Below are 23655 nucleotides of genomic sequence, written 5' to 3' on the forward strand. Positions count from 1 at the left end.
CGCGGCCGTCTGACATGCACGGATTGACCACGCTCGCACTCGAACCTACCTTCGTCAACACGGACGCCCGCACGGACCGTTGTCACCCCGTTTCTCTTGGTGAGGCCGGTGTAGCCATGCATGTTTCCTTCCTGGGCGGACCCCGCCCGCAGCGCGGTGTCGGTGTCGTCGCCCCCTTCGACTTCGCGCTGGACCGCGAGTTGTGGCGCTGGGTCCCCGACGACATCTCGCTGCACCTCACGCGGACGCCGTTCGTGCCCGTCGAGGTGAGCCTCGACCTGGCCCGGCTCGTCAGCGAGCACGAGACGCTCCACGACGCGGTCCGCACGCTGAACGCGGTCGCCCCCGAGGTCGTCGCGTACGCCTGCACCTCCGGCAGCTTCGTCGGCGGGGTCGCCGGGGAGCGCGCGATGTGCGAGGCGATGACCCGGGCCGGCGAGGTCCCGTCCCTGACCACCTCGGGCGCCCTGCTGGCCGCCCTCACCGAACTCGGCGCCCGCCGCATCGCCCTGGTCACCCCCTACACCGTGTCCGTCACCCAGTCCCTGGAGGAGTACCTCGCCGAGGCTGGCGTCGAGGTCACCGGCCGCGCCTTCATGGGCCTGACCCGGCACATCTGGAAGGTGCCGTACCGCGACGTCGTCGACATGGCCCGCCAGGCCGTCAAGGGCGAGGCCGACGCGCTCTTCATCAGCTGCACCAACCTCCCGACGTACGACGTGATCCCCCAACTGGAGGCGGAACTGCGCATACCGGTCGTATCGGCCAACCAGGTCACGATGTGGGCAGCGCTGCGCCGACTGGGTACGCGTGCCGTGGGCCCCTATCAGGCGCTGCTGGACGAATCGGCGCGCCGCCAGGGGCCGGTACTGCCGGAAGAACACCAGGAAGGCTGGTCATGACCGCACTCGGATTCCTCTACCCGGGCCACTCCGCCGAGGACGACTACCCGCGCATGGAACAGCTCCTCGGCAGCGACGTCCGCCTCGACGTGGTCCACACGGACATCGGCGAGGACGCACACCGCGTGGACGCGCTCCTGAAGATGGGCTCCCCCGAGCGGCTCACGGCAGGCGTCGAACAACTCCGCATGTCCGGCGCCGAGGCCGTCGTCTGGGCCTGCACCAGCGGCAGTTTCGTCTACGGCTGGGAGGGCGCCCACGACCAGATCCGCGCCCTCGCCCGGTCCGCGGGCCTGCCCGCGTCGTCGACGTCCTTCGCCTTCGTCCACGCGGCGAAGGAACTGGGGGTGCGCCGGGTGGCCGTAGGGGCCACGTATCCGGACGACGTGGCCGCCCTCTTCGCCGACTTCCTGCGCGCCGGGGGAGTGGAACCGGTCACGGTCCGCGCCTCCGGCATCATCACCGCCGCCGAGGTCGGCACCTGGGGCTACGACGAGGTCCTCGCCCTGGCCCGCGCGGTGGACGGTCCGGACGCCGAGGCGGTCCTCCTCCCGGACACGGCCCTGCACACGGCGGCCCACATCCCCGACCTGGAGAAGGAACTGGGCAAGCCGGTCCTCACGGCCAACCAGGTCACCGTCTGGGAGGCCTTGCGGCTGGCGGACCGCAAGGTCAACGCGCCTGATCTGGGGGCGCTGTTCACGAGGGAGCCGATCGTGCAGGCGGACTGACCTGCCCGCCACGCCCCTCAGCCGGCCCGCTTCAACAGCCTCTCCAGCCGTTCCAGCAGAGCCAGTACCTCCTCGGGCGCGTCGGTGGCCGCCGCGAGGGCCGGGGCGATCGGCGCCTCGCGGACCGTCTTCATGCGTGGGGACGGTTCGGGGCTGGGGCGGAGCAGGGTGCGGCGGCCGTCCGCCGGGTCGGGCTCGGTGACGAGCGCTTCGGCGGAGCGCAGCCGGGAGACGCAGTTGGAGACCTGGCTCTGCACCAGGCCGGTGCGCCGGGCGACCTCGGTGACCGTGGTGCCGGGGTGGTCGCGGATGTCGGCGGCGACGATCAGCACCGTACGGGTGCTGGTGGGGTGGTCGCCGATGCCCTCGGCGGGGATGGCGGACTCCGCGATCTTCTGCAGGCGGACACCCAGCAGGAACAGGTCGTCGACGTTCATGGACCCATATATATCAGAAAGAGATGCATCTCATCTTGATGCATCTAGATCTGATGGATATGTTTCTCGTCATGACACGGATGACAGGCACGACGAAGGCGGGCACAGCGAAGGCAGGCGCGCCGAAGCTGCGCGGAAACCCCTGGGCCGTCCTGGCCACGCTCTCCCTCGGGTTCTTCATGACCCTCCTCGACATGACGATCGTCAACATCGCGATCCCCGACGTGATGCGCTCCCTGCACGCCGGCCTCGACCAGGTGATGTGGATGGTCAGCGGCTACACCCTTGTCCTCGCCGCCCTCCTGGTGACCGCCGCCCGACTCGGCGACATGAAGGGCCAGCGCACCCTGTTCGCCGCCGGAACCGCCCTGTTCACCCTGGCCAGCGCGGCCTGCGGCCTGGCCACCGGGCCTACGACGCTCATCGCGGCCAGGGTGGTACAAGGCCTCGGCGCGGCCCTGCTCACCCCGCAGACCATGGCGCTGATCGTCGCCACCTTCCCCGCCGCCCGGCGCGGTACCGCACTCGGGATCTGGGGCTCGGTCGCCGGCGTGGCCACCCTCTCCGGCCCCACCCTCGGCGGGCTCATCGTCAGCACGGTCGGCTGGCGCTGGGTGTTCTTCGTCAACATCCCCGTCGGCCTGCTGGTCCTGGCCCTCACCTTCCGCTGGGTACCCGACCTGCGCACCGGCCGCGCCCACCGCCTCGACGTCCCCGGCGTCCTGCTCTCCGGCGCCGCCCTGACCGGCCTCACCTTCGCCCTGATGGAAGGCGACCGCTACTCCTGGAACCCCGGGATCTGGACCCTGGCCGCCTGCTCCCTGGGCCTCGGTGCCCTCTTCCTCCGCCACCAGGCCCAGCGCCAGGACGCCGAACCCCTCATCCCCTTCGCCCTGTTCACGGACCGCGGCTTCACCGTCATGACCGTCCTGATGGGCACGATCGGCGCCGCCCTGATCGGCGCGGTCCTCCCGCTCGGCCTCTTCCTCCAGCAGCAACTGGGCCTCAGCGCGATCCACGCGGGCCTCGCGCTCGCGCCCTCCCCGCTCGTCTCCCTGCTCGTCTCGCCGTACGCGGGCCGTCTCGGTGACCGGATCGGCGGGCGGCGCGTCCTCCTCGCCGGTCTCCTCTCCTTCGGTACGGGCCTCACCGCGGCGATCCTCCTGACGACCCCGGACACCCACGCCCTGACCCTCACCGCACCCCTGATGCTCATGGGCCTCGGCACCGGCTGCATGATCGCCCCGCTCTCCACCGAGGCCATGCGCAACGTCCCGCCGCAGCTGGCCGGAGCGGCCTCGGGTGTCAACAACACGGTCCGGCAACTGGGTTCGGTCCTCGGGGCAGCCGCTACGGCGGCCCTGATGGCGGTCGGTTCCACACCGCTGGCCGGCCTTCACCTGGCGATGGCGCTCCCGGTGACCCTGCTCGCGATCGCGGCCGGCGTCCTCGTGCTGCCCTCGCGCCGCCGGCCGACACACGGACCCACCCCCGGGAATAAAGCGGAGACAGCCTCCTGTTAGCCCGGGAAGGACACCGCACAGCTCACAACAGGAGGCACCCACCGTGGCGGCAGACGACGAGGTCCGGGGCACGACCGACGAGATCAGGGGTACGGCACAGGGCACTGCCCCCGTCCCCCTCTCCGTACTGGACCTGGTGACCGTGGGCGCCGGCCGCACCGCCACCGAGGCGCTGCGCACCAGCGTGAAGATCGCCAAGCTCGCCGAGTCGCGCGGCTTCCACCGCTACTGGGTCGCCGAGCACCACTCGATGCCGGGCGTCGCCTCCTCCTCGCCCGCCGTGATCCTGGCCCACCTCGCCGCCCACACGGACCGCATCCGTCTCGGCTCGGGCGGCGTCATGCTCCCGAACCACGCGCCGCTCGTCATCGCGGAACAGTTCGGCACCCTTGAGGCGCTCGCCCCGAACCGCGTCGACCTGGGCCTCGGCCGCGCCCCCGGCACCGACGGCGCCACCGCCGCAGCCCTGCGCCGCACCGACCGCCTCAACGAAGGCGCCGACGACTTCCCCGAGCAACTCGCCGAACTCACCCGCTTCTTGGACGACGACTTCCCCTCCGGCCACCCCTACGCCCGCATCCACGCGGTCCCGGGCCCGATCCAGTCGACGTCACCCGGCGGCGTCCAGTCCCCGCACCGCCCGCCGGTCTGGCTGCTGGGCTCCTCCGGCTTCAGCGCCCGGCTCGCCGGCATGCTCGGGCTACCGTTCGCCTTCGCCCACCACTTCTCCGCGCAGAACACGATCCCGGCGCTCGACCTCTACCGCGAGTCCTTCCGCCCGAGCGCGGTGCTCGACGCGCCGTACGCCCTGATCGGTGTCTCCGCCCTCGCCACCGACGACGAGAAGGACGCCCGCCGCCAGGTGCTGGCCGCCGCCCTCAACATGGTCCGGCTGCGCACCGGCCGCCCGGGCCTCGTGCCCACCCCCGAAGAGGCCGAGGCGTACGAATTCAGCCCCATGGAGCGGGAGTTCATCACCTCCTGGAACGCCAACGTCATCCACGGCACGGTGGACGAGGTCCGCTCCGGACTCGACGACCTCCAGAAGCGCACGGGCGCCGACGAGTTGATGCTCACGTCCCACGCCCACAACGGCGACCTGCGCCTGCGCTCGTACGAACTGATCGCGGACGCCTACGGGTTGACGGTGGGTCAGGAAGCCTGATTGCAGGCCTTCGTCCCCAGCAGCTCGGAGATACGATCCGGCGCCACCGGGCGGGAGTACAGCCACCCCTGTCCGGTGTCGCAGCCGATACGGCGCAGCCGGGATGCCTGTGCCGAGGTCTCGACGCACTCGGCGGTCACCGACAGGCCCAGCCGGTGGGCGAGTTGGATCATCGCCTCGACGATGACCTCGTCCGCCGGGTTCGGCGCGACGCCCTCGCCCTCGTACTGGAAACCGCGCACGAACGAACCGTCCAACTTCAGGACGGAGACCGGCAGTCGGCTCAGATACGCCAGGTTCGAGTAGCCGGTGCCGAAGTCGTCGATCGCGATGTGCACACCCATGTCGCTCAGCGCCTGGAGCGCCTGCAACGGCCGCCCCGCCGACCCCATCACCGCGGACTCGGTCAGCTCCAACTGGAGCAGATGCGGGGCGAGTCCGGTCTCGGCGAGGGTCTCCGCCACGTCCGCGACCAGATCCGAGTCCCACACCTGGCGTACGGCCACGTTGACGCTCACGAAGATCGGCGGCTCGTCCGGGTGGTCCAACTGCCAACGGCGGGCCTGGCGGCAGGCGGTGACCAGGACCCAGCGGCCGAGCTGCACGATCGAGCCGTCCTCCTCGGCCAGTCCGATGAACCGATTCGGCGTCAGCATGCCGAACTGCGGGTGGTTCCAGCGCACCAACGCCTCGACCCCGCGCAGCCGTCCGTTCTCCATCCCCACCAACGGCTGGTATTCCAGGGTGAATTCACCCCGCTCGATGGCCGGACGGAGCGTGGAGGCCAGTGCCTGGCGGGTCATGCGGTGCGCGTTGCGCTCCGGATCGAACAGCGTCCAGCGGGACTTGCCGTCCGCCTTCGCCCAGTACAGCGTCGTGTCGGCGGCCTGCATCAGCCCGGTGGCCGTCGTACCGGACGCGTGTCGCTCGACCACCCCGATCGACGCCGACAACGACAGCCGCTGCCCGGACAGATCGAACGGCGCCTGCAAGGCCTTCAGCACCGACTCGGCGAGCTCGGCCAGTTGATCGGTCCCGGTCGAGTCCTCGACGAGCAGCGCGAACTCGTCCCCGCCCAGCCGCGCCACCAGCGGCGAACTCGCCCGCGCGTAACCGGCCTCGTCCGCACACCGCGTCAACCGCTCCGCCACGGCCGCCAACAGCCGGTCGCCGACGCGGTGTCCGAGGGTGTCGTTGACCGCCTTGAAGCCGTCCAGGTCCAGATAGCACAGGCCGATCCGCCCGGTACCGCCCTGCTCGTACGACTCCGCCTCCAGCGCGGCCGAGAGCCGCTCGAAGAACAGGGTGCGGTTGGGCAGCCGGGTCACCGGGTCGTGCATCTCCAAGTGCCGTAGCCGCGCCTGGAGTTCACGGCGGGCGCTGATGTCGGTGAGCGACAGCAGCACACCGTGCTCCTCGGCGGGCAGCGGCGCCACGGTCACCTGCACCCACAGCACATGCCCGTCGGGGTGCTTGACCCGGCGGGTGCAGCTCAGCTTGGCCTGCCGGCCGCGCAGCACCTCGCGATAGGCGTGCCAGGTCCGCGCGTCCGACTTCAGATCCATCAACTCGGCCGCGACCAGCCCGGTCAGCGCGGCCCCGGGCTTGCCGAGCAGCGCGCCGAACGTGTCGTTGGCGCTGACGACCAGACCGTCGCGGTCCACGACGGCCATCGCGAGCGGGGCCGCGGAGAAGGCGGACCCGAACCGGCCGCCTTCGAAGGACTCCAGGGACCCGGGGGACTGATGGGACTCGTGAGAATCCGGGAACCCGGTGGAATCGGGGACATCGGTACGAGGCGATGCCTCGCCCTTACTCTCTGTGACGGCTGGCCGGATGAGGTCTGCCGCGGGCGCCGGCCCTTCGGACGTTCCGCTCACCGCTCGCTCCCGCAGTGCACTCGATCTTCGGATGGGTCTCGTCGGGATGGCCGACCGGGTGGGGGGCCGCCGTGCCGTGTCCGTGCAGGAAAGTGTGCCGATCATAGAGGTTGGCCCCCGGCCCTTCCAGCCACTGTCCAGTGTCCCGGAACAACGGCCCATTCCGGCAGATCGTTTCCGCCCGCACCTGGACGGATTCTTCAAATGGCCGACCACATGTGACGTTCCGTGAGTGTTTCCGGATGTGCGCCCGGGCGTGTCTCAGCCGTCCCGGGCGTCCCTCTCACCCTTCTGGTGCAGATAAACAGGGCGTACCCCAACAAACCATCACAGGCTGGGTGTCGGTGTCCCGTGAACCCGCTCCCGGAGGTCCAACGTGCCGTGTCAGCTCCCCCTCAAGGGGCTCTCCCGTACGGCGCTCAAGGGGCTCGCCCGGTGGCGGACGCGACCCGGACTGCGCGGCACCGCGGCCGTGTTCACCACGATGTCTGCGCTCGCCGCGACCTCGATCATGTCCAGCCAGTCGGTCGCCGAGCCGTTCTCGACCACACCCTGCGCCCTCAAGCGCACCGACGCCCACCACTCCGAGGGCCTGGACACCTGGAACACCGCCTACCCGCGCCCCACCCGCGCGCTCAACGCGGTGATGGTCTTCCTCTCCTTCCCCGACGCGACCCCGCGGACCACCCCCGCCGAACTCGCCGCCGACCACTTCCCGGCCACCACCCGCTTCTACGAACGCGCCTCCTACGGCAGATTCACGCTCCGCCCGCACCCGCTGCGGAACTGGATCCGCATGCCGCACGCGTCGACGTCGTACGCCATACAGCGCGACTGGAACCCGGCGAACCGCGCCGCGTACCTCCGTGACGCGCTCGCCGCCGCCGATCCCGAGGTCGACTTCTCGCGCTACGACATCGTCTACTTCGTGGCCGATCCGGACGCGCCCGGTGTCGACTCGGACGCGACGAAGGTCGTCAACCTGGACACCCCGCTGCGGGCCGACGGCACGGACATCCGACGGGTTGTCACGGTGTTCGAGAAGCATCCGCCGGACCGACTGGTCCTCGCCCACGAGACGGGCCATGTCTTCGACCTCCCCGACCTCTACCACCGGCCGGTGGACGGCAAGGGCGACTGGGACACGTACGTCGGCGACTGGGATCTGATGGGCAGCCAATTCGGCTTGTCTCCCGACCTGTTCGCGTGGCACAAGTGGAAGCTGGGCTGGCTGGATCCGCGCCAGGTGGTGTGCGTCCGGGGGACCGCGCCGAAGCGGCTGACCCTGGAACCCGTGGCCGCCGGACCCGGCACCGCCGCGGCCGGCAGCGCGGCCGGATCGCCGGCGTTCGGACTCGGCCTCGGCGCCAAGCTCGCGGTCGTCCGCACCGGGACCGACAGCGCGCTGGCCTTCGAGGCGCGCAGCCCCGTCGGCAACGACAGCACGGCCTGCAAACAGGGCATCCTCGTCTACCGGGTGCGCGACGGCGCCGCCTCCGGCAACGGCCCGATCGAGGTCGTCGACGCCCACCCGCACACCGAGGCCTGCTGGGAGACCTCCGTCTACCCGCCCCTCGCCGACGCCCCGGTCTCCCTCGGCGAGAGCTTCACCGTGCCCGGCGACAACGTCAAGGTCGACGTGGAGGGGCGGACGGCTTCGGGGGCGTGGACGGTGACCATCACGCCGAGTGGGGCGGGGGACTGATCCGGAACGCCGGACACGTCAAAGGGCCCCTCGTTCTCACGAGGGGCCCTTCACAGGTGCGCCGCCAGGGACTCGAACCCCGGACCCGCTGATTAAGAGTCAGCTGCTCTAACCAACTGAGCTAGCGGCGCCTGCTGACGTCGTAGACCTTAGCATCCTGATCCGGGGGAGGAAAAATCGATATGCGTACGGCGGTCCGGGCCGCCCGCACGGCCGCCCAGAGCAGGATTTCGGCCCCGGGAAGCCAAGGCCGACGGGTGTCCGGAGCGACCAGCCAGCGCGAGTCGAACGGGGGCTGCGCGGCCCCGCCGACCAGCGCCGGGACGGTCACCGCGTCGCCCCTGCCGTGACACAGCAATGGCGGAACCGACCCCGTACGACCGCACTCGCCGGGGTCGGTGCCCCACTCCTCCCAGCCCAGCAGCGACGGCAGCCGCTGGGCCGTACCGGGACTGGCGAACAGGAGCATCCGTCCCCGGTATGTGGCCACCGGTCCGGAGCCGGGCCCCTCCTCCCACAAGCGGTCGACCATACGGCGGCCGAAGACCGCCGGGGCGTTCACGACGTCGAAGGCGGAGCCGCAGGGCAGGACGACCGGGGCGTCCGGCCGTTCCTTCCAGAGGGCGAGGGTGCTGCGCGGATACGTTCCTGCCGAGGCGAGCCAGGCGGCACCGTCCGAGGTGACGCCCGCGATGTCGAAGCGGTCGGCGAAGGGCTCATCCTGTGTGCGGCTCATGTCCCCTAGATCTACCGGGCGTGAGCGCTCGCTCTCTGAGGGTTGCCAGAAATCGGGACAGGAGGGGGCGGGAGGGAGTATCTTGCCCGACCGGCATATGCCAGAAGTTCTTTCTGGTGACGGGTGGGACGGGGTGGGATGCGCGGGAGCGGTGGGACCCGAGCAATGCGCTTCCCGAGCAATGCGCTTCCCGAGCAACGAGCTTCCCGAGATACGAGCTGCCCGAGATCACACCGGGTCGACGGCCCCGCTGTCCCGGCCCTCGGTGCCGCGCAGCAGATCGCGCCCGAACTCGACCATCTTCTTCGCGTAGTCCTCGGTCCACGCGGCCAGCTCGGCGATGTCCGCCGGCGTCAGCCGGTCGAACCGGCGCGGATCGGCGAGCTGGGCCGCCGCGATCGCCTGGAACTCCACCGCACGGTCGGTCGCGGCCCGGAACGCGTGGGTCAGCTCCGTCGCCCGGGCCAGCAGGGCGCGGGGGTCGTCTATCGACTCCAAGTCGAAGAAGTGCTCCGGGTCCTCGGCCGCCTGCGCGGGCTCGAAGAGCAGGGGCGCGGGGCGTAGCCGCGATTCGTTGCGACGCGGCGTGTGCTCCGCCATGTCTTCTCCTCCTCGTACGTCACGGATGACCCGCCTCACGAGCCGGACCACCGTCCATTGTCCCCCGGCGGCGCAAGGGGCCCCCGGCATACTCCCGAGGCACCGATCCCGCACCGCATGAGTGGCTGCCCAGCAGCCGGCCCCGGTATTCATCACGCCGCAGGTCGGACTTCAAGGAGCCGCAGGTCAGGGTCTCCAGACCACCCGGTGTTCCGCGAGATGTGCGAGCACCGCGTGATTCGCCTCCCACCCGTCAGGGCTGTTTCCTTCGGCCGCCTCCGGCGGCGTTCCGGACTCCGTCCGGCGGACCGGCGTGCCGGTCACGGTCTCCAGACCACCCGGTGTTCGGCGAGATGCGCCAGCACCGCGTGATTTGCCTCCCACCCGTCAGGAAACTTCACCGTCACCCCCAGCTGTACCGGCTCCGTCGACGGGTGGTCGTCCAGGAGGTCGGTCACGCCCGCTCGGCAGATCACGATGCACGCGTGCCGGTGCCGGGAGGCAAGCACGCACAACCGGCCCGTCTCCAAGTGGAACGCTGTCGCGTCGGGGCGGCCGGAGAGGGGGTGGAGGACCACTGTGACGTCGAACTCCCGTCCCTGGAGCCGGTTCGCCGTGTCCACGGTCACGTCCGTCACGCCCAGCTCCGCGAGCGCCGCGCGGACCGCCGCCGCCTGGTCCCGGTGCGCGGTGCCCACCGCGATGCGGTCGGCGGTCAGGGGAGTGGGGTCGGGTGAGCGTTCGGACGTGGCCGCGCCGCCCCGGTCTAGCAGGCGTCGTACGACCGCCGCCACCGCCCGTACCGCCTCCGGGTCCGTACGAGGGGTGTGGCGGGCGGGAAGTTCCAGCAGGCCCCAACCCGACTCGGCGGCCTCGTCGATGACCCGGTCCGGGCCCGAACCGTCCGACGGGACACCGAAGTTGAGCCGCCGGTCCCCGTGGTCCGTGCCGCTGCGGAAGCGCGTGTACGGGTAGAACGCGTCCGACACGAGGGGCGCTGCCGATGCCGGGAGCCGCCACGACACCGGCAGGCGGTGCTGCGGGAGTTCGGGGTTGTGGGCGAGCAGGGTCGTCACTGCCGAGGCCGAGGGGTCGTAGGACAGGCCCGCCCACTGCTCCGCGCCCACGATCGCGAACGGGTCCAACTGCCCCGGGTCGCCCACGAACAGCGCCCGCTCGAACAGCCCGGCCACGGCCAGCAGCGAGTCCGAGCGCATCTGGTACGCCTCGTCGACGATCGCGTGCCGCCACGGCTCGTCGACCTTCACGTGCGCCCACTTCGCCGCCGTCGAGATGACGACCGGGAGGCCCGCGAGCTCGCCCGCCTTCGCCGACTTCCGTACGTTCGGCAGGTCGTCCAGCGCCTTGTCGTACGGGTCGGCGTCACTGCTGTGGAGGCGGCCGACCGGCAGCTCGCCGTTCTTCTCGGCGAGCCGTACGACGAGGTCGTCGACCTGGGCGTTGGTCTGTGCGACCACCATCAACGGGCGCCCCGCGTCGGCCAGTTCGAGTGCCGCGCGGACGACGAGCGTGGATTTGCCGGCGCCCGGCGGGGAGTCGACGACGACACCGCGAGCCGTGCCGTGGAGCGTGTCGTGGAGGATCGCGTCGGTGGCGCGGCCGGCCTCGGCACCGGGGTCGAACACGGTCTCGGCGCTCACAGGACGTCCTCCTCGGTCACCGCGTCGGCGGCCTCCTGCACTGCGCTCTCCTCACCCGGCGGACCCCCGTGCGTCCACGGTGTCTCCTCCTGGTCGGGCAACTTCGCGCCGCCCCGCTGCTCGTGCTCGAACAACGTGAAGCAGATCCGGTCGCCCTTCTCCGGCAGCGAGCCGGTCTCCGGTTCCTTGCCGCGTCCCATCTTGTCGACGACCCGCAGCACGATGAGGGCGCCCTCTTCCTCGTGGCCCACGAACTCCGCCGACTGCGGCTTCCCGCCGAGCGAGCGGAACACCTTCGCCCGCTCCCCGAGATGCGGCCGGTCGTCCGTGCGGACGGTCACCAGCGGGCGCGGGCGGGGGCTCTTGCCCTCGCTGTACGCCATGACGACATCGATGACCTCGCCCGCGAACGCCTCCCCGGCGAGCCGCCGCCCGGCCATCACCAGCGGGTCGTCCAGGGCCTCCTGGGCGTCCAGGCGGGCCTGTTCGCGCTCGCGCGTGGCGAGCTTGTTGGCCGCGGTGACCGCGTCGTCGCGGCGCGGCTGCGGGGGTTCACCGGCGACGATCCGGTCCCGGTGACCGGTGAACGACCAGCGGTCCCGGGTCCACCGGTCGACGGCGTGCGCGCCCTCCGGCAACGCCCGCAACAGGTCGAGCCCGTGCCACACCGCGTCCCAGGTCGGACGGGTGATGCTCTCGACGAGGGACCTGATCTCCCGCTCGGCGGCGGTGAGTTCACCGAGCCGGTCGTCGGCCTCCAGGCCGTCCTCGGCGGCGGCGAGGGCGGTACGGGCGCGGTCGTAGCGCTCGATGGCGGGGGCGAGCAGCTTGTTGTCGAACGCCGGGTCGGTGGCCGGGCCGGCCGGCGGGCACATCAACTGGCCCCGCGCGTCCCGCCGTAGCTCCGCGTCGAGCGCGGCCTCGGCGCCGGAGACGCCGGCCGGCGGGTCGATCCAGGCGAGCAGCGCGCCCAAGTGCTGGTCCTCCAGGCTGGATTGACCGGTGGCCCAGTGCCGGCCCAGCACCTCGGTGAGCGCGAGCAGCAGCGCGGAACCGGGCACCCGGGCCCGCTCCCCGTAGTGCGTCAGCCAGCGCCCGAGCAACGGCACGTGGGGTGGCGCGGGGTGCGGGGTCTCCGGGTCCTGCTCGGCGGTCCGGCGAAAGCGCATGGAACGGCCCAGGAGTCGTACGAGGTCGATGCCCGCGCGGCTCGGCACGATCAACTGCGGTGCGTCCGCGCACAGTTCGACCTCGACCTTGACCCGCTTGCCGGTCTCCGGATCGGTCTCGTTCCGCTCGGCGGCCTCGACGTCGTCCGCGAACGTGTCGATGTACGGCAGGACCACGTCCGCGAGTTCGGCGAGAAACGCGAACCTGAGGTCACGGTCGCGTGGTTGCGGTACGACGAGCAGCCGCGGCGCGTCCCGGTCCGTACCGACTAGCGCGCCGAGGGGCGCGCCCGCCTCACCGGCGGTGGTGAGCGGCACGAGGACGAGGGGGCGCTCGGACAGATGCCGGTGCAGGACGGTGGCCGAGGGTTGGGCGCGGCCGGTACTGACGGCTTCGAGGCGGGCGAGGGTGGTGATCAGTGACATACGGCGCCCTCCGGCTCGGCGTCCAGGATTCCCTGTCGGCCTTGCGGCTCCTCCGGGTGGTGCGCCAGTGCCTCGGCCCGCAGCTCCGCCGCCCTGCGCAGGGCGGCCACCGCCGGGTCGTCCGGGTCGCCGGACTCGCCGTGGGCCGCCGCCAGGACCTCGTCGACCGTGGTCAGGTCGCCGAGTTCGGCGCGGAGGGAGCGGCCGAGGGTGGTGACGGCGCCGGAGGTGCGGGAGTGGTCGCGGCAGTGGAAGGCCAGCTCGCAGGCGGCCAGGCACTCGGGGGCGTAGGCCGCCGGGACCGACTCGACCGCGGCGGTCAGCTCGGCGGATGGGCGGTCGGGGGCGAAGCAGGTGCCCTCGGGGAGGGTGTCGGCGATGTCCTCGATGCGGGTGAGGCGGGCCAACTGGCGGCCGGTGACCGCGCGTTGCTTGCGGACGTCGACGGCGGACACGGTGGGCAGGTTCGAGAAGTCCTTCGGGCAGACCAGGAGGATGCGGTGGCGGACCCGGGGAGCGGGGTCCAGCTTGGCCGCGACCTCTTCCAGCGCCAGCACGTACACCGCCGACTGGCGGGCCGCCGCACCGACCTTCGCCGGGTCCGCCGAACCGTCCAGCATCGGGAAGGACTTGATCTCGACGACCGTCCAACTCCCGTCCGGGTGCACGACCACCGCGTCCGGCTCCAGGAACGCGGGCGAACCCGCCACGTCCAGGGCCAGCATCGGATGGTCGAGCAGAGTCCAGGCGGCGGCCTCGGTGGCCTCGCGCAGCGCCAGCGCCGTACGCGCCGCGCGCCCCTCGGGGCCGATCGCGTCCAGCCTGGGCACCTGCGCGCGGGTCGGCGGCTCGGCGCCCGGGTCCAGCTTCTCGTGCACCAGGCGCAGCAGCTCCGCGCCGCCGTCCGCCTTGACCCGGGCCTCGAACGCGTTGCCCCGCATGAAGGCGAACTGGGACTGCCCGAAGGCCGACGGCGAGCCGAGCGCGTCGGCCAGCACCGCCTTGTTCACCCCCGCGCCGTCCAGGATCGCCCGCCGCTTGCACCCCGGGTTCGCGGCCAGGGCCGCGAGGGCGCGCGCGTCCAGCGCCTTGGCCGGGACGTCCGGGCCGCGCAGCTCAGCGAGCCGTTGCCGGAGCGCCGTCCCCCGCGTCCGTGGGGGAGGCACCCGGCTCGGCTCCGGTACCGAGCTGTGACTCGCGCTGCCGTGGAATTCGCTCACCCGCCGAAGTCTGGCATCCGCCACTGACAATTGAGGTTTCTGAGCCACGAGAGGCATCACGAGAGCCGTCACGAGAAGCATCACGGGAGATGCCGGCGGCGGCGTCGCGCGACCGCGCCGCGACGAGCGAGCCGCGCCCCTCGAACCGCACCCTGATCCGGTCCGCGGCCTGCATCACCTTCGGCGCCAGCAGATACCCGAGCCCCATCACGAACACACCCGCGACCGCGTCGAGGAGATAGTGGTTCGCTGTGCCCATGACCACGATCGCCGTCAGCAGCGGATAGGCGACCCCGACGACCTTGGTCAGCCGGGTCCCGCCGTGACGCCACAGCATCACACCGCACCACAGCGCCCACCCGCAGTGCAGGCTCGGCATCGCCGCGTACTGGTTCGTCATGCCGCCCAGGCCGCGCGGCGCGCTCGCGTCGCCGCCCCACCAGCCGTACGAGCTGTACTTGGCCATGGTGTCCACGAAGCCGTAGTCCGGGGAGAGCAGCCGGGGCGGGCAGGTCGGGAGCAGGGTGAAGCCGATCAGGCCGATGAACGTGGACGTCATCAGCCAGGTGCGGGCCGCGCGGTAGACCTGCGCGCGTGACCTGAACAGCCAGATCAGGATCGCGGGGGTGATCAGGTAGTGCAGCGACGCATACCAGAAGTCCGCCGGGATGCCGAGCCACGCCTCGCGCGTGAACAGGCGGTTGAGCGGGTGCTCGGCGTTGATGTGCAGGACCTTCTCGATCCGCAGGATCGCCAGTCCGTGGTCCACGGCGCTCGCCGTGTCACCCCTGGCCAGCAGTCGGCCCGCCGAGTACGAGGCGTACACCATGAGGATCAGCGGCAGCTCGGTCCACCAGCGCAGCCGGCTTCGCCGGTCCGCCTCGATGCCTGGTGTCTCGGTCTGCGGCATCCGATCGCCCTCCCCCTTCTGTACTGGTGCGCTGCCCGTGGTCCGGCTTCCCGGTAGCCCGGTCGGAACACTTTACGGCGTATGTGCGCGCCCTGTTTCGAGCGCCCCCGGACCTCAAAGACGCAGAGATCGCCCCTCGGGTTGCCCCTGTCCAGGGTGCGCGATGATGGAACGACCCGCCTCTCGTTTCTTCCGGAAAGGTCCCTCATGGCACCGCGCATCCTGTTGGCCCGGCACGGACAGACCGAATGGTCGCTGTCCGGGAAGCACACCGGCAGGACGGACATCCCGCTCCTCGAAGAGGGCCGACGCGGCGCCAAGGTCCTCGGTGAACGACTCCACCGGCCCCCCTTCGACGGCCTCCCCGGGGTGGAGGTCCGCACCAGCCCCCTGGCACGCGCGCGTGAGACCTGCGAACTGGCCGGCTTCGGCGACCGCGCGACCACCTGGGACACGCTCATGGAATGGGACTACGGCGCCTACGAGGGCATGACCCCGGACGAGATCCGCTCCATACGCCCCGACTGGCTGATCTGGCGCGACGGCGTCCCCGAAGGGGAGACCCTCACCGAGATCACCGCCCGCGCGGACGAGGTCGTCACCTGGGCCCGCGCCGAAGACCGCGACGTCCTGGTCTTCGCCCACGGCCACATCCTGCGCTCGATCGGCGCGCGCTGGCTGGGCCTGCCGATCGACTTCGCGGCGCGGATACGGCTCAATCCGACGTCCCTGTCAGTCCTGGGCTGGGCGTACGGGGACCCGGCGATCGAGAGCTGGAACGACGTGGGACATCTGGCCGTGTAGTTCGGCTGCGGGCCCGGTGGGGGCTGGTCGCGCCCACGCGGCGGAGCCGCATATCGACACAGCCCCGCGCCCCTAAAAGCCAAAGCCCTTGCAGCTAGGCTGCTGTTCTGGGCTGGCCTGAGTGCCTCTCCAGGAAGGTCGATACGCCCGACGCCCTCTTGTGAGGGAGCAGCACCCGAGCCGTCCCCGCCAACATCGTCTGAATCCGCGACGACTGCACCAGATCCAAAAGATCAAGCACCCGCATCCCCGCAGTAGCCGCCTCATCAGGACGCCCGCCCCGCGCGAGATCATCCGCCAGCTCAGCCATGTACAGCGCGATGTTCCGAGTGAAATGCGGATCCTGAAGATGCGCCGCACGCCGCGCATGCCGCGCGGCCCGAGGCCAGTCCCCCAGAGTGGACCAGCACTGCGCCTCAAGCCCCTCCAGTTCGGCCTCTCCGTAGAAGCTCATCCACTCGGGGTCGGCGTCCGAGTGCCCCCGCTCGAAGAGCGCCTGCGCCCGGGCCAGCGCCTGCTCGCACCCGGTGCGATCCGCGAGCCCCGCCCAACCGCCCGCCTCGCGCAGCGCGAGCAGCGACATCAGACGGGCCGAACCCAGCGGGCGTCCGACACGCTGCGCGGCCTGCGCGGCACGCACCGCCTCGCGCGGGCGTCCGGCGTCCCGCGCGAGGAACGCCGTATTGCAGAAGGCGTGTGCCTCCAGGCCGGCGTCCCCGGTCATCCGGGCGGTCGCGAGCGCCTCCGCGTAGTGCGAGCGGGCGTCGTCGAAGCGGCCGGAGTCGTGGGCCAACCAGCCCACGGAGATGGCGAGTTCACCCGCTCCGGAGTGCAGTCTCTCGGCGACGGCCTGCCGGGTGGTGCCCGCGTCGAGCAGGGCGTAGGCGGCGCGCAGCGGGGCCGCCGCGCGCCGGTAGAGGCCGTCGGCGCCGTGCCGGTCGTCGAGCAGCCGGATTCTGCGGACGGCCTCTTCCAGGGCGCCCGCCTCGCTCGTACCGGGGCGGCGGACGGAACGTTCCGTTGCCACGGCGTCCAGGGTGAGCCCCAGGGGGCCCAGTGTGCCGGCGGCCACCGTGACGGTGCCGCCCCTCATGAATGCGCGACGCAGCACGTCGCTCTCCTCGTGGTTCTCGTGCGTGTCGTACGGGTCCTGTGTGTCATACGGCTCGTACACGTCCCCCGTCTCACTCGTTCCGGCCGCCTCATCCGTGATGAAGGCCGGGCTCGTGAGGTGTGCGGGGGGCGTGTCCTCGGCGGTGCGCGCCCCGCGTCCGCGTACGGACGAGCGGGGCGCGAAGCCGAGGTCGGCGAGCGTGCGGCCGGGGAACATGTGCAGGAACACCCGTTCGTACGCGTAGTTGGGGCAACGGATCTCACCGGCCTCGACCCGGCCGACGTAGCGCGCGTCGCAGCTCACCCGCTCGCCGATCTCCCGCGCGGACCGGCGTACGGCCGCGGCGAACTCCGCCGGTGAGCGCTGTCCGCGCAGCCGCCGGAAGGCGAGATTGGGTCTCGGTGGTTGGGGGAACGGGGACGGGGTCACCATTGACGACGCCATGGCCGGGTCCTCTCGTGCGAACCGTCGAACCATGCCGGATTCAGGGTGACTTGTTGAGTGACGCCCTGTTTCCAGCGGGCAAGAACGTACCTGCTGTGCACGACCCGCCACGCAGGGTTTGGCTACAAACCGGATATCTCATCCGCGATCTGCCATGAACTGCCATCCTTTGCGGCTGACTTGTGCCGTAGCCGTTGACGCTTCAACGCGTTGAACCCCATGGACCCGGGAGCCACCCGACTCCCGACCCGCTCGTCCAAGGAGGGGTTCCGTGGTGGAGACCGGGATGGAGACCAGGCAGAGCGTCGATCCTCGAATGCCGAGCGCGGAGTGCAGTGCGCCACCGTTTGTGGACTCGGCCTGCGACCTGGTGACGGTGCCGACGCGGCAAGGCCTGGAGGCGGTCGACATCCTGCGGCGCGGTGCGTGTGACGGGGTCGGTCCCGTCCTGCACGACGACGGTGACGACACCCTCGGCTTCCTGGTTCCGCCGGGTACGGCGGCGGCGTGGGATCTGCCGGGCAGCACGTGTACGGAGACCAACGGCAGGGGGCTACGGCTCGCCCCCGACCCCGAGCCGCCGGTGGAGGGCTCCGACTGGCTGCTGCCCCCTGGGGATGCCGACCTTGCGACCGACCCGGAGGTCCTGCGGGCCGCGCTGGGTGAGGCGGCTCGGTTGATCGAGGCGGCGGACGGGTGTCGGTGAGTTCCTTGGGAAGGGTTGTCGCGAATCTGGCGGCCGGTGGGGGCTGGTCGCGCAGTTCCCCGCGCCCCTAAAAGCTGATGCCACCCGGGGCTTAAAGGCCGAACGCGCCGGACCAACCCCGCCCGCCGATAATGGGCCAATGGGAAAGTCCAGGAGTAGTACCCGGCGAGGCGGTGCCGGCGCCCCCGAAGCCGTCGTCGAAGCCGTCGACGGTGGGCTCGCCGAGCTGATACCCGACCGGGAACGCGCGCGTGCCTGGACCCTGCTGATCGACGGGGCGCCGCAGTCGTACGTCGATCTCGACGACCCCGCGTATCTGTCCTTCGAGTACCAGCGGCGGCTCGGGCACGTCATCGACCTCGTCGCGCCCACCGGGAAGCCCATCCACGCCGTGCACCTCGGCGGCGGGGCCCTCACGCTCGCCCGGTATGTCGCCGCCACCCGCCCCCGATCCACCCAGCAGGTCGTCGAGTTCGATCCCGCGCTCGTCCAACTGGTCCGGCGGGAGCTGCCGTTGGACCCGAACGCGCGGATCCGGGTGCGGTCTACCGACGCCCGTGCGGGGCTCGCGAAGGTGCCGGACGGGTGGGCCGATCTCGTCGTGGCGGATGTCTTCAGCGGAGCCCGTACGCCCGCCCACCTCACCTCCACCGAGTTCCTCGACGAGGTGCGCCGCGCGCTCAAGCCCGGTGGCTGCTACGCCGCGAACCTCGCCGACGGGCCCCCGCTCGCGCATCTCCGGGGCCAGATCGCCACCGTGGCCGCCCGGTTCGCGGAACGCGCGCTGATCGCCGACCCGACCGTGCTGCGCGGCAAGCGGTTCGGCAACGCGGTGCTCGTCGCCTCCGACCACCCGCTGCCGCTCGCCGAGTTGACCCGGCGCGCCGCCTCCGACCCGCACCCGGGCCGGGTCCAACACGGCCGCGAACTCACCGACTTCACCGGCGGAGCCGTACCCGTGACGGACGCCGCGGCGGTCGCCTCACCGGCACCGCCCCCGTCCGTGTTCCGCTAAGCAGCCACCCGGGTAAGCAGCCACCCGGGTCTAGTAGTTACCGACATCCACCCGCGGCGCCCCGTCGTGCCACGTGCAGATCACCGACACCTTGTCCGTGCCCTTGGTGAACTCCACCCGGAGCCACGAGTCCGTCTTCCACACCTGCATCGACCAGCCCGTACCCGGCGTCGCCGACACGAGCGACACATAGGCCGGCGCGGTGTCGAGTTGGAGCACCACCCGCCCGCCGTCCGTGGCGTAACTCTTGACCTGGCCGGAGGGGGAGGTGCTGGGGGACGGGCTCGTGGTCGCCGTCTTCGTGGGGCTCGGGCTGGGGCTGCGGGTCGGGGTCGGGGTGCTCGACGGGCTCGGTGAGGACTCGGCGCGAACCGGTGCCGAGGACGGCGGCTGGGCCGCCTGCGCGCTCGCGCCGGCCGCCGTGATGGGCAGGGCGCGCGGCGGGTCGTAGGCCGTGCCGGTCATGACCGTGTGGACGCCCCACCAGGACAGCGTGACGGCCGCGCCGGTGGCGAGCGACCAGGCCAGCACGTGTACGAATCCGTTGACGAGTCCTCTGGGCAGCGTGGGCATCGCGGCCATACTGCCTCACGCGCCCCACAGGTGTCCCGTCGATGTCCCACCGGTTGTCCACAGGCGGGGAGTTGTCCACAGGCCCGGATACGGGTCGCCCGCATGGCGTACGGTGCGGCGCATGGCAAGTGTGCTCGTGGTCGAGGACGACCAGTTCGTGCGCTCGGCCCTCATCCGGCATCTGACCGATGCCGCGCACACGGTGCGCAGTGTCGGGACGGCCCTTGAGGCCCTGCGCGAGGTCGCCCATTTCCGTTTCGACGTGGTCATCCTGGACCTCGGACTGCCCGACCTGGACGGGTCCGAGGCGCTGAAGATGCTGCGCGGGATCACGGACGTCCCCGTGATCATCGCCACCGCCCGGGACGACGAGAGCGAGATCGTCCGGTTGCTCAACGCGGGCGCGGACGACTACCTCACCAAGCCCTTCTCGGTCGACCATCTGTCCGCGCGCATGTCCGCTGTTCTACGGCGCTCCCGTGCCACCACCGGCGAGGCGCCCCCGTCGACCGTCATCCGCGTCGGCGGCCTCACCGTCGATCCGCTGCGCCGCCAGGCCGAGCTGGACGGGGTCCGACTCGACCTCACCCGGCGGGAGTTCGACCTTCTCGCCTTCCTCGCGGGGCGTCCCGGTGTCGTTGTACCGCGCAAAGAACTCCTCGCCGAGGTGTGGCAGCAGTCGTACGGCGACGACCAGACCATCGACGTCCATCTGTCGTGGCTGCGAAGGAAGTTGGGGGAGACGGCGGCCCGGCCGCGCTATCTGCACACCCTGCGCGGTGTCGGCGTGAAGCTGGAGCCACCGGGAGCGGAGTCGCTGCGATGAGGTGGGCGCTGGTCAGGGTCTGTCTGGCGATCGCGGCGATGGTCGTCGTCGCCTTCGCGGTGCCGCTGGGCCTGGTCATCAAGGAGATGGCCCGCGACCGCGCCTTCTCGAACGCCGAGCGGGAGGCCGCCGCCGTCGCCCCCGCGCTGTCCATCACCACGGACCGGGACCAACTGGAGAAGGTCGTCGCCTCGGCGGGCGCGGACTCCGGGATGGCCGTCCACATACCGGCGGGGGAGGGGAAGGCCGCCCTCGACATCGGGCTGCAGCGCGCCGCCGGCAAGGACATCGCCACCGTACGGAAGCTGGGCCGCGCCTCCACCACCGAGGTGCCCGGCGGCTCCGTCCTGCTCCAGCCGGTCGCGCTCAGCTCCGGCGAGATATCCGTCGTCGAGGTCTACGTCCCGGAGTCCGAGGTCAGCAACGGTGTCGGGACTGCCTGGGCGGTGCTCGCCGGGGTCGGCATCGCGCTGATCGTCGGGTCCGTCGCGGTCGCCGACCGGCTGGGCGTACGGATGGTGCAGCCCGCGCAGCGCCTCGTCGAGGGCGCGCACGAACTGGGGGAGGGGAAGCTGGGGTCGCGGGTGCCCGAGGAAGGGCCGACCGAACTGCGGCTGGCGGCGGTCGCGTTCAACTCCATGGCCGACCAGGTCGTCCAACTGCTGGCGAACGAGCGGGAGTTGGCGGCCGATCTGTCGCACCGGCTGCGGACGCCGCTCACCGTGCTGCGGCTCAACGCGGCCTCGCTCGGGGACGGGCCCGCCGCCGAGCAGACGCGGACCGCCGTCGCGCAGTTGGAGAAGGAGGTCGACACGATCATCCGGACCGCGCGCGAGGCCAAGCCGCAGACCGTGGCGGCCGGGCCCGGCGCCGGGTGCGACGCGGCCGAGGTGGTGCGCGAGCGGATGCGGTTCTGGTCCGCGCTCGCCGAGGACGAGGGGCGGAAAGTGCGGGTGGCCGGGGTGGAGCGGCCGGTGCGGATACCCGTCGCCCGCGCGGATCTGGTCGCCGCGCTGGACGCCCTGCTCGGCAACGTGTTCCGGCACACCCCCGAGGGCACAGCCTTCGCGGTCGACGTGCACAACAGCGAGGACGCGGTGATCGTGCTCGTCTCGGACGCGGGCTCCGGCATCCGCGACCCCGAGGCGGCGATGGCCCGCGGGCGCGGCTCCGGCAGCGCGGGGTCGACCGGGCTCGGGCTGGACATCGTGCGCCGGCTCGCCGAGGCGACCGGCGGGGACGTCCGCATCGGCTCCTCGATGCTCGGCGGCACCGAGGTGCGGATCTGGATCCAGCTGGACGGGCGCGAGCCGGAGCGCAAGGGCCATCGAGGAGCCGTACGACGGCGTCGGCGCGGGAAATTGGTCTCTACCTTTAACCGTTCCCGATCCCTCCCTTAAGCGCACCCTAAGATCGCCAACCCCCGCCCGGATCAGGGTATTTGCCCGGTTCCGGATCGCTAGCGTGCTGCCGCACCCCACCCCCGTACGGCGAAAGCAGGCACGCGATGAGCACGCACCGGCGCAGGATCAGCAAGAGGAACAAGGTGATCGGCGGAGCGGTCGCCGCCGCGGTCGTCGGTGGCGGCGCGATCATGCTGACCGGCATCGCCCAGGCGGCGAGCGTCGGCGCGGCCTACACGAGAACCAGCGAGTGGTCGACGGGGTACACCGCGCAGTACGTCGTCACGAACACGACCGGTGCCAGGGAGAAGGACTGGACGCTGCAGTTCGACCTGCCGTCGGGATCGAAGCTCAGCTCGCTGTGGAACGCCGAGTCGAGCGTGAGCGGGCAGCGCGTCACCGTGACGCCGCCGAAGTGGGACACGGACGGTCTCGCGGCCGGCGAGTCGGTCACCGTCGGCTTCGTGGTCAACGGCACGGGCCAGCCGACCAGTTGTCTCATCGACAACGCCAAGTGCTCGACGGACGGCACCGCGACCCCCGAGCCGACCGGCCGCCCGACGACCTCGTCGCCGACGCCCACGCCGACCGCGACGCCCACGGCCACCTCCAAGCCCACGGCCACTGCCACCCCCACCCCCACCCCCACCGCCTCCCCGACCCAGAGCACCGGCACGACGGCGGGCGCGGGCGGCTTCGCCCCGTACGTCGACACCTCCCTTTACCCGGCCTTCGACCTCCTCGCCAACGTCACCGCGACCGGCGTGAAGAACTACAACCTCGCCTTCATCACCGACGGCGGCGGCTGCACCCCGAAGTGGGGCGGGGTCTCGGACCTCGGCAGCGACGGCGTGGCCTCCCAGATCGGCGCGCTGCGCGCCAAGGGCGGTGACGTGCGGGTGTCCTTCGGCGGCGCGTCCGGCTCGGAGCTGGCGACGACGTGCGGTTCGGCGAGCGCGCTGGCGACGGCGTACGGGAAGGTCGTGGACGCGTACAGCCTCACCAAGGTCGACTTCGACGTCGAGGGCGGCGCGCTGCCCAACACGGCGGCGAACACGATCCGCGCCCAGGCGATAGCCAAGCTCCAGCAGCAGCACCCGAACCTCGACGTCTCCTACACGCTCCCCGTGATGCCCGAGGGGCTGACCCAGGACGGCGTGAACCTGTTGTCCAATGCCAAGTCCAACGGCGTCAAGATCAACACGGTCAACATCATGGCGATGGATTACGGACCGGCGTACTCCGGAAATATGGGAACGTACTCACAGCAAGCGGCTACTGCGACACAAGCCCAAGTCAAGAGCGTTCTCGGGCTCTCGGATGCCGCCGCATGGAAAGCGGTTGCAGTGACGCCGATGATCGGCGTGAACGACGTGTCATCGGAGGTCTTCACGGTCGAGGACGCGAACGGGTTGGCGGCGTTCGCGAAGGCGAAGGGTCTGGGCGGGCTTTCGATGTGGTCCGCGACCCGCGACAAGCAGTGCCCCGGCGGCGCCAAGCCCAGCGCGGACGCGACCTGCAGTTCGGTCGTCCAGGCCCCGTCCGCCTTCATGAAGGCCTTCTCCGCCTTCCAGTAGGCGTCTCATGGACCTCACAGACCCCACGCGCACCCTGTGAGCTCATCCCCCTCGGAGCGGACGTGTGGCCACTCGGCCGCACGTTCGCTCCTTTTGCTCGTGAGTGTCGATTACGTTTCGACAAATGA

21 protein-coding genes and 1 tRNA gene are annotated in these 23655 nt (G+C 71.3%); 11 read left to right on the plus strand and 11 right to left on the minus strand.

Features of this window, described 5'->3' with window-relative positions; genetic code table 11:
• Nucleotides 1–116 precede the first annotated feature (116 nt).
• Both ACIBK4_RS31590 and ACIBK4_RS31595 read left to right on the plus strand, forming a co-directional pair.
• A complete protein-coding gene (locus tag ACIBK4_RS31590) occupies nucleotides 117–902 on the plus strand; it encodes an aspartate/glutamate racemase family protein (RefSeq protein ID WP_318016523.1) in 786 nt (261 codons plus the stop codon).
• Nucleotides 899–1633: an aspartate/glutamate racemase family protein gene (locus tag ACIBK4_RS31595; protein ID WP_399000172.1), complete on the plus strand. Its 735-nt coding sequence runs from the start codon at nucleotides 899–901 to the stop codon at nucleotides 1631–1633. Before ACIBK4_RS31590 ends, ACIBK4_RS31595 begins: the two co-directional genes overlap by 4 nt.
• A gap of 17 nt (nucleotides 1634–1650) precedes the next feature.
• Here ACIBK4_RS31595 and ACIBK4_RS31600 read toward each other — a convergent pair whose 3' ends face one another.
• Nucleotides 1651–2070: a MarR family transcriptional regulator gene (locus tag ACIBK4_RS31600; protein ID WP_399000174.1), complete on the minus strand. Its 420-nt coding sequence runs from the start codon at nucleotides 2068–2070 to the stop codon at nucleotides 1651–1653.
• A 71-nt stretch (nucleotides 2071–2141) separates the two neighbouring features.
• Between ACIBK4_RS31600 and ACIBK4_RS31605 the strand changes: the two genes are divergently transcribed.
• Both ACIBK4_RS31605 and ACIBK4_RS31610 read left to right on the plus strand, forming a co-directional pair.
• Nucleotides 2142–3593, plus strand: coding sequence for a DHA2 family efflux MFS transporter permease subunit (locus ACIBK4_RS31605; protein WP_399000176.1), 1452 nt, complete (start codon nucleotides 2142–2144; stop codon nucleotides 3591–3593).
• A 43-nt stretch (nucleotides 3594–3636) separates the two neighbouring features.
• On the plus strand, nucleotides 3637–4758 hold the full coding sequence (locus tag ACIBK4_RS31610) for an LLM class flavin-dependent oxidoreductase (RefSeq protein WP_399000178.1): 1122 nt from the start codon (nucleotides 3637–3639) through the stop codon (nucleotides 4756–4758).
• Here ACIBK4_RS31610 and ACIBK4_RS31615 read toward each other — a convergent pair.
• Entirely contained in the window at nucleotides 4746–6638 is a 1893-nt protein-coding gene (locus tag ACIBK4_RS31615) for a putative bifunctional diguanylate cyclase/phosphodiesterase (RefSeq protein WP_399000180.1), read from the minus strand. The genes ACIBK4_RS31610 and ACIBK4_RS31615 overlap by 13 nt on opposite strands.
• Nucleotides 6639–7014: 376 nt before the next feature.
• On the opposite strand from ACIBK4_RS31615, the gene ACIBK4_RS31620 reads away from it, so the two are divergent.
• Entirely contained in the window at nucleotides 7015–8343 is a 1329-nt protein-coding gene (locus tag ACIBK4_RS31620; protein ID WP_399000182.1) for a M6 family metalloprotease domain-containing protein, read from the plus strand.
• Nucleotides 8344–8400: 57 nt separating this feature from the next.
• Here ACIBK4_RS31620 and ACIBK4_RS31625 read toward each other — a convergent pair.
• The 7 genes from ACIBK4_RS31625 to ACIBK4_RS31655 all read right to left on the minus strand — a co-directional run bounded on the left by ACIBK4_RS31625 (nucleotide 8401) and on the right by ACIBK4_RS31655 (nucleotide 15065).
• Nucleotides 8401–8474 (minus strand) — tRNA-Lys (locus ACIBK4_RS31625).
• Nucleotides 8465–9079: a bifunctional DNA primase/polymerase gene (locus tag ACIBK4_RS31630; RefSeq protein ID WP_399000184.1), complete on the minus strand. Its 615-nt coding sequence runs from the start codon at nucleotides 9077–9079 to the stop codon at nucleotides 8465–8467. Before ACIBK4_RS31630 ends, ACIBK4_RS31625 begins: the two co-directional genes overlap by 10 nt.
• Nucleotides 9080–9307: 228 nt before the next feature.
• A complete protein-coding gene (locus ACIBK4_RS31635) occupies nucleotides 9308–9679 on the minus strand; it encodes a hypothetical protein (protein WP_399000186.1) in 372 nt (123 codons plus the stop codon).
• Nucleotides 9680–9999: 320 nt separating this feature from the next.
• Complete coding sequence (locus ACIBK4_RS31640) at nucleotides 10000–11340, minus strand: AAA domain-containing protein (RefSeq protein ID WP_399000189.1); 1341 nt, start codon at nucleotides 11338–11340, stop codon at nucleotides 10000–10002.
• Nucleotides 11337–12935, minus strand: coding sequence for a hypothetical protein (locus ACIBK4_RS31645; protein ID WP_399000191.1), 1599 nt, complete (start codon nucleotides 12933–12935; stop codon nucleotides 11337–11339). The genes ACIBK4_RS31640 and ACIBK4_RS31645 overlap by 4 nt, the downstream gene beginning before the upstream one ends.
• Nucleotides 12926–14101 (minus strand): hypothetical protein, encoded by a 1176-nt coding sequence (locus tag ACIBK4_RS31650; RefSeq protein ID WP_399000766.1) that lies wholly within the window; start codon nucleotides 14099–14101, stop codon nucleotides 12926–12928. Before ACIBK4_RS31650 ends, ACIBK4_RS31645 begins: the two co-directional genes overlap by 10 nt.
• Nucleotides 14052–15065: a phosphatase PAP2 family protein gene (locus tag ACIBK4_RS31655; protein ID WP_399000193.1), complete on the minus strand. Its 1014-nt coding sequence runs from the start codon at nucleotides 15063–15065 to the stop codon at nucleotides 14052–14054. The genes ACIBK4_RS31650 and ACIBK4_RS31655 overlap by 50 nt, the downstream gene beginning before the upstream one ends.
• A 207-nt stretch (nucleotides 15066–15272) precedes the next feature.
• Between ACIBK4_RS31655 and ACIBK4_RS31660 the strand changes: the two genes are divergently transcribed.
• Nucleotides 15273–15869, plus strand: a complete 597-nt coding sequence (locus tag ACIBK4_RS31660) for a histidine phosphatase family protein (protein WP_399000195.1) — start codon at nucleotides 15273–15275, stop codon at nucleotides 15867–15869.
• Nucleotides 15870–15963: 94 nt separating this feature from the next.
• Here the strand turns inward: ACIBK4_RS31660 and ACIBK4_RS31665 are convergent, their stop codons facing one another.
• Nucleotides 15964–17427, minus strand: coding sequence for a hypothetical protein (locus ACIBK4_RS31665; protein ID WP_399000198.1), 1464 nt, complete (start codon nucleotides 17425–17427; stop codon nucleotides 15964–15966).
• Between the two features lie 271 nt (nucleotides 17428–17698).
• On the opposite strand from ACIBK4_RS31665, the gene ACIBK4_RS31670 reads away from it, so the two are divergent.
• Nucleotides 17699–18133, plus strand: a complete 435-nt coding sequence (locus ACIBK4_RS31670; RefSeq protein WP_327403784.1) for a hypothetical protein — start codon at nucleotides 17699–17701, stop codon at nucleotides 18131–18133.
• 139 nt (nucleotides 18134–18272) lie between these two features.
• The gene (locus tag ACIBK4_RS31675) at nucleotides 18273–19148 is read left to right on the plus strand and encodes a spermidine synthase (RefSeq protein ID WP_399000200.1); all 876 of its coding nucleotides are present in this window, start codon (nucleotides 18273–18275) and stop codon (nucleotides 19146–19148) included.
• A gap of 30 nt (nucleotides 19149–19178) precedes the next feature.
• Here ACIBK4_RS31675 and ACIBK4_RS31680 read toward each other — a convergent pair whose 3' ends face one another.
• On the minus strand, nucleotides 19179–19721 hold the full coding sequence (locus ACIBK4_RS31680) for a hypothetical protein (protein WP_399000202.1): 543 nt from the start codon (nucleotides 19719–19721) through the stop codon (nucleotides 19179–19181).
• A gap of 121 nt (nucleotides 19722–19842) precedes the next feature.
• Here ACIBK4_RS31680 and ACIBK4_RS31685 point away from each other — a divergent pair, with 121 nt between their 5' ends.
• From ACIBK4_RS31685 to ACIBK4_RS31695, 3 genes are all read left to right on the plus strand, one after another.
• Nucleotides 19843–20547, plus strand: coding sequence for a response regulator transcription factor (locus ACIBK4_RS31685; protein WP_318016509.1), 705 nt, complete (start codon nucleotides 19843–19845; stop codon nucleotides 20545–20547).
• Nucleotides 20544–21947, plus strand: coding sequence for an ATP-binding protein (locus ACIBK4_RS31690; RefSeq protein WP_399000204.1), 1404 nt, complete (start codon nucleotides 20544–20546; stop codon nucleotides 21945–21947). Before ACIBK4_RS31685 ends, ACIBK4_RS31690 begins: the two co-directional genes overlap by 4 nt.
• A gap of 107 nt (nucleotides 21948–22054) precedes the next feature.
• Nucleotides 22055–23527, plus strand: coding sequence for a cellulose binding domain-containing protein (locus ACIBK4_RS31695; RefSeq protein ID WP_399000206.1), 1473 nt, complete (start codon nucleotides 22055–22057; stop codon nucleotides 23525–23527).
• Nucleotides 23528–23655 lie beyond the last annotated feature (128 nt).

The sequence above is a fragment of the Streptomyces sp. NPDC050528 genome, from assembly GCF_044457795.1.
Taxonomy (GTDB): domain Bacteria; phylum Actinomycetota; class Actinomycetes; order Streptomycetales; family Streptomycetaceae; genus Streptomyces.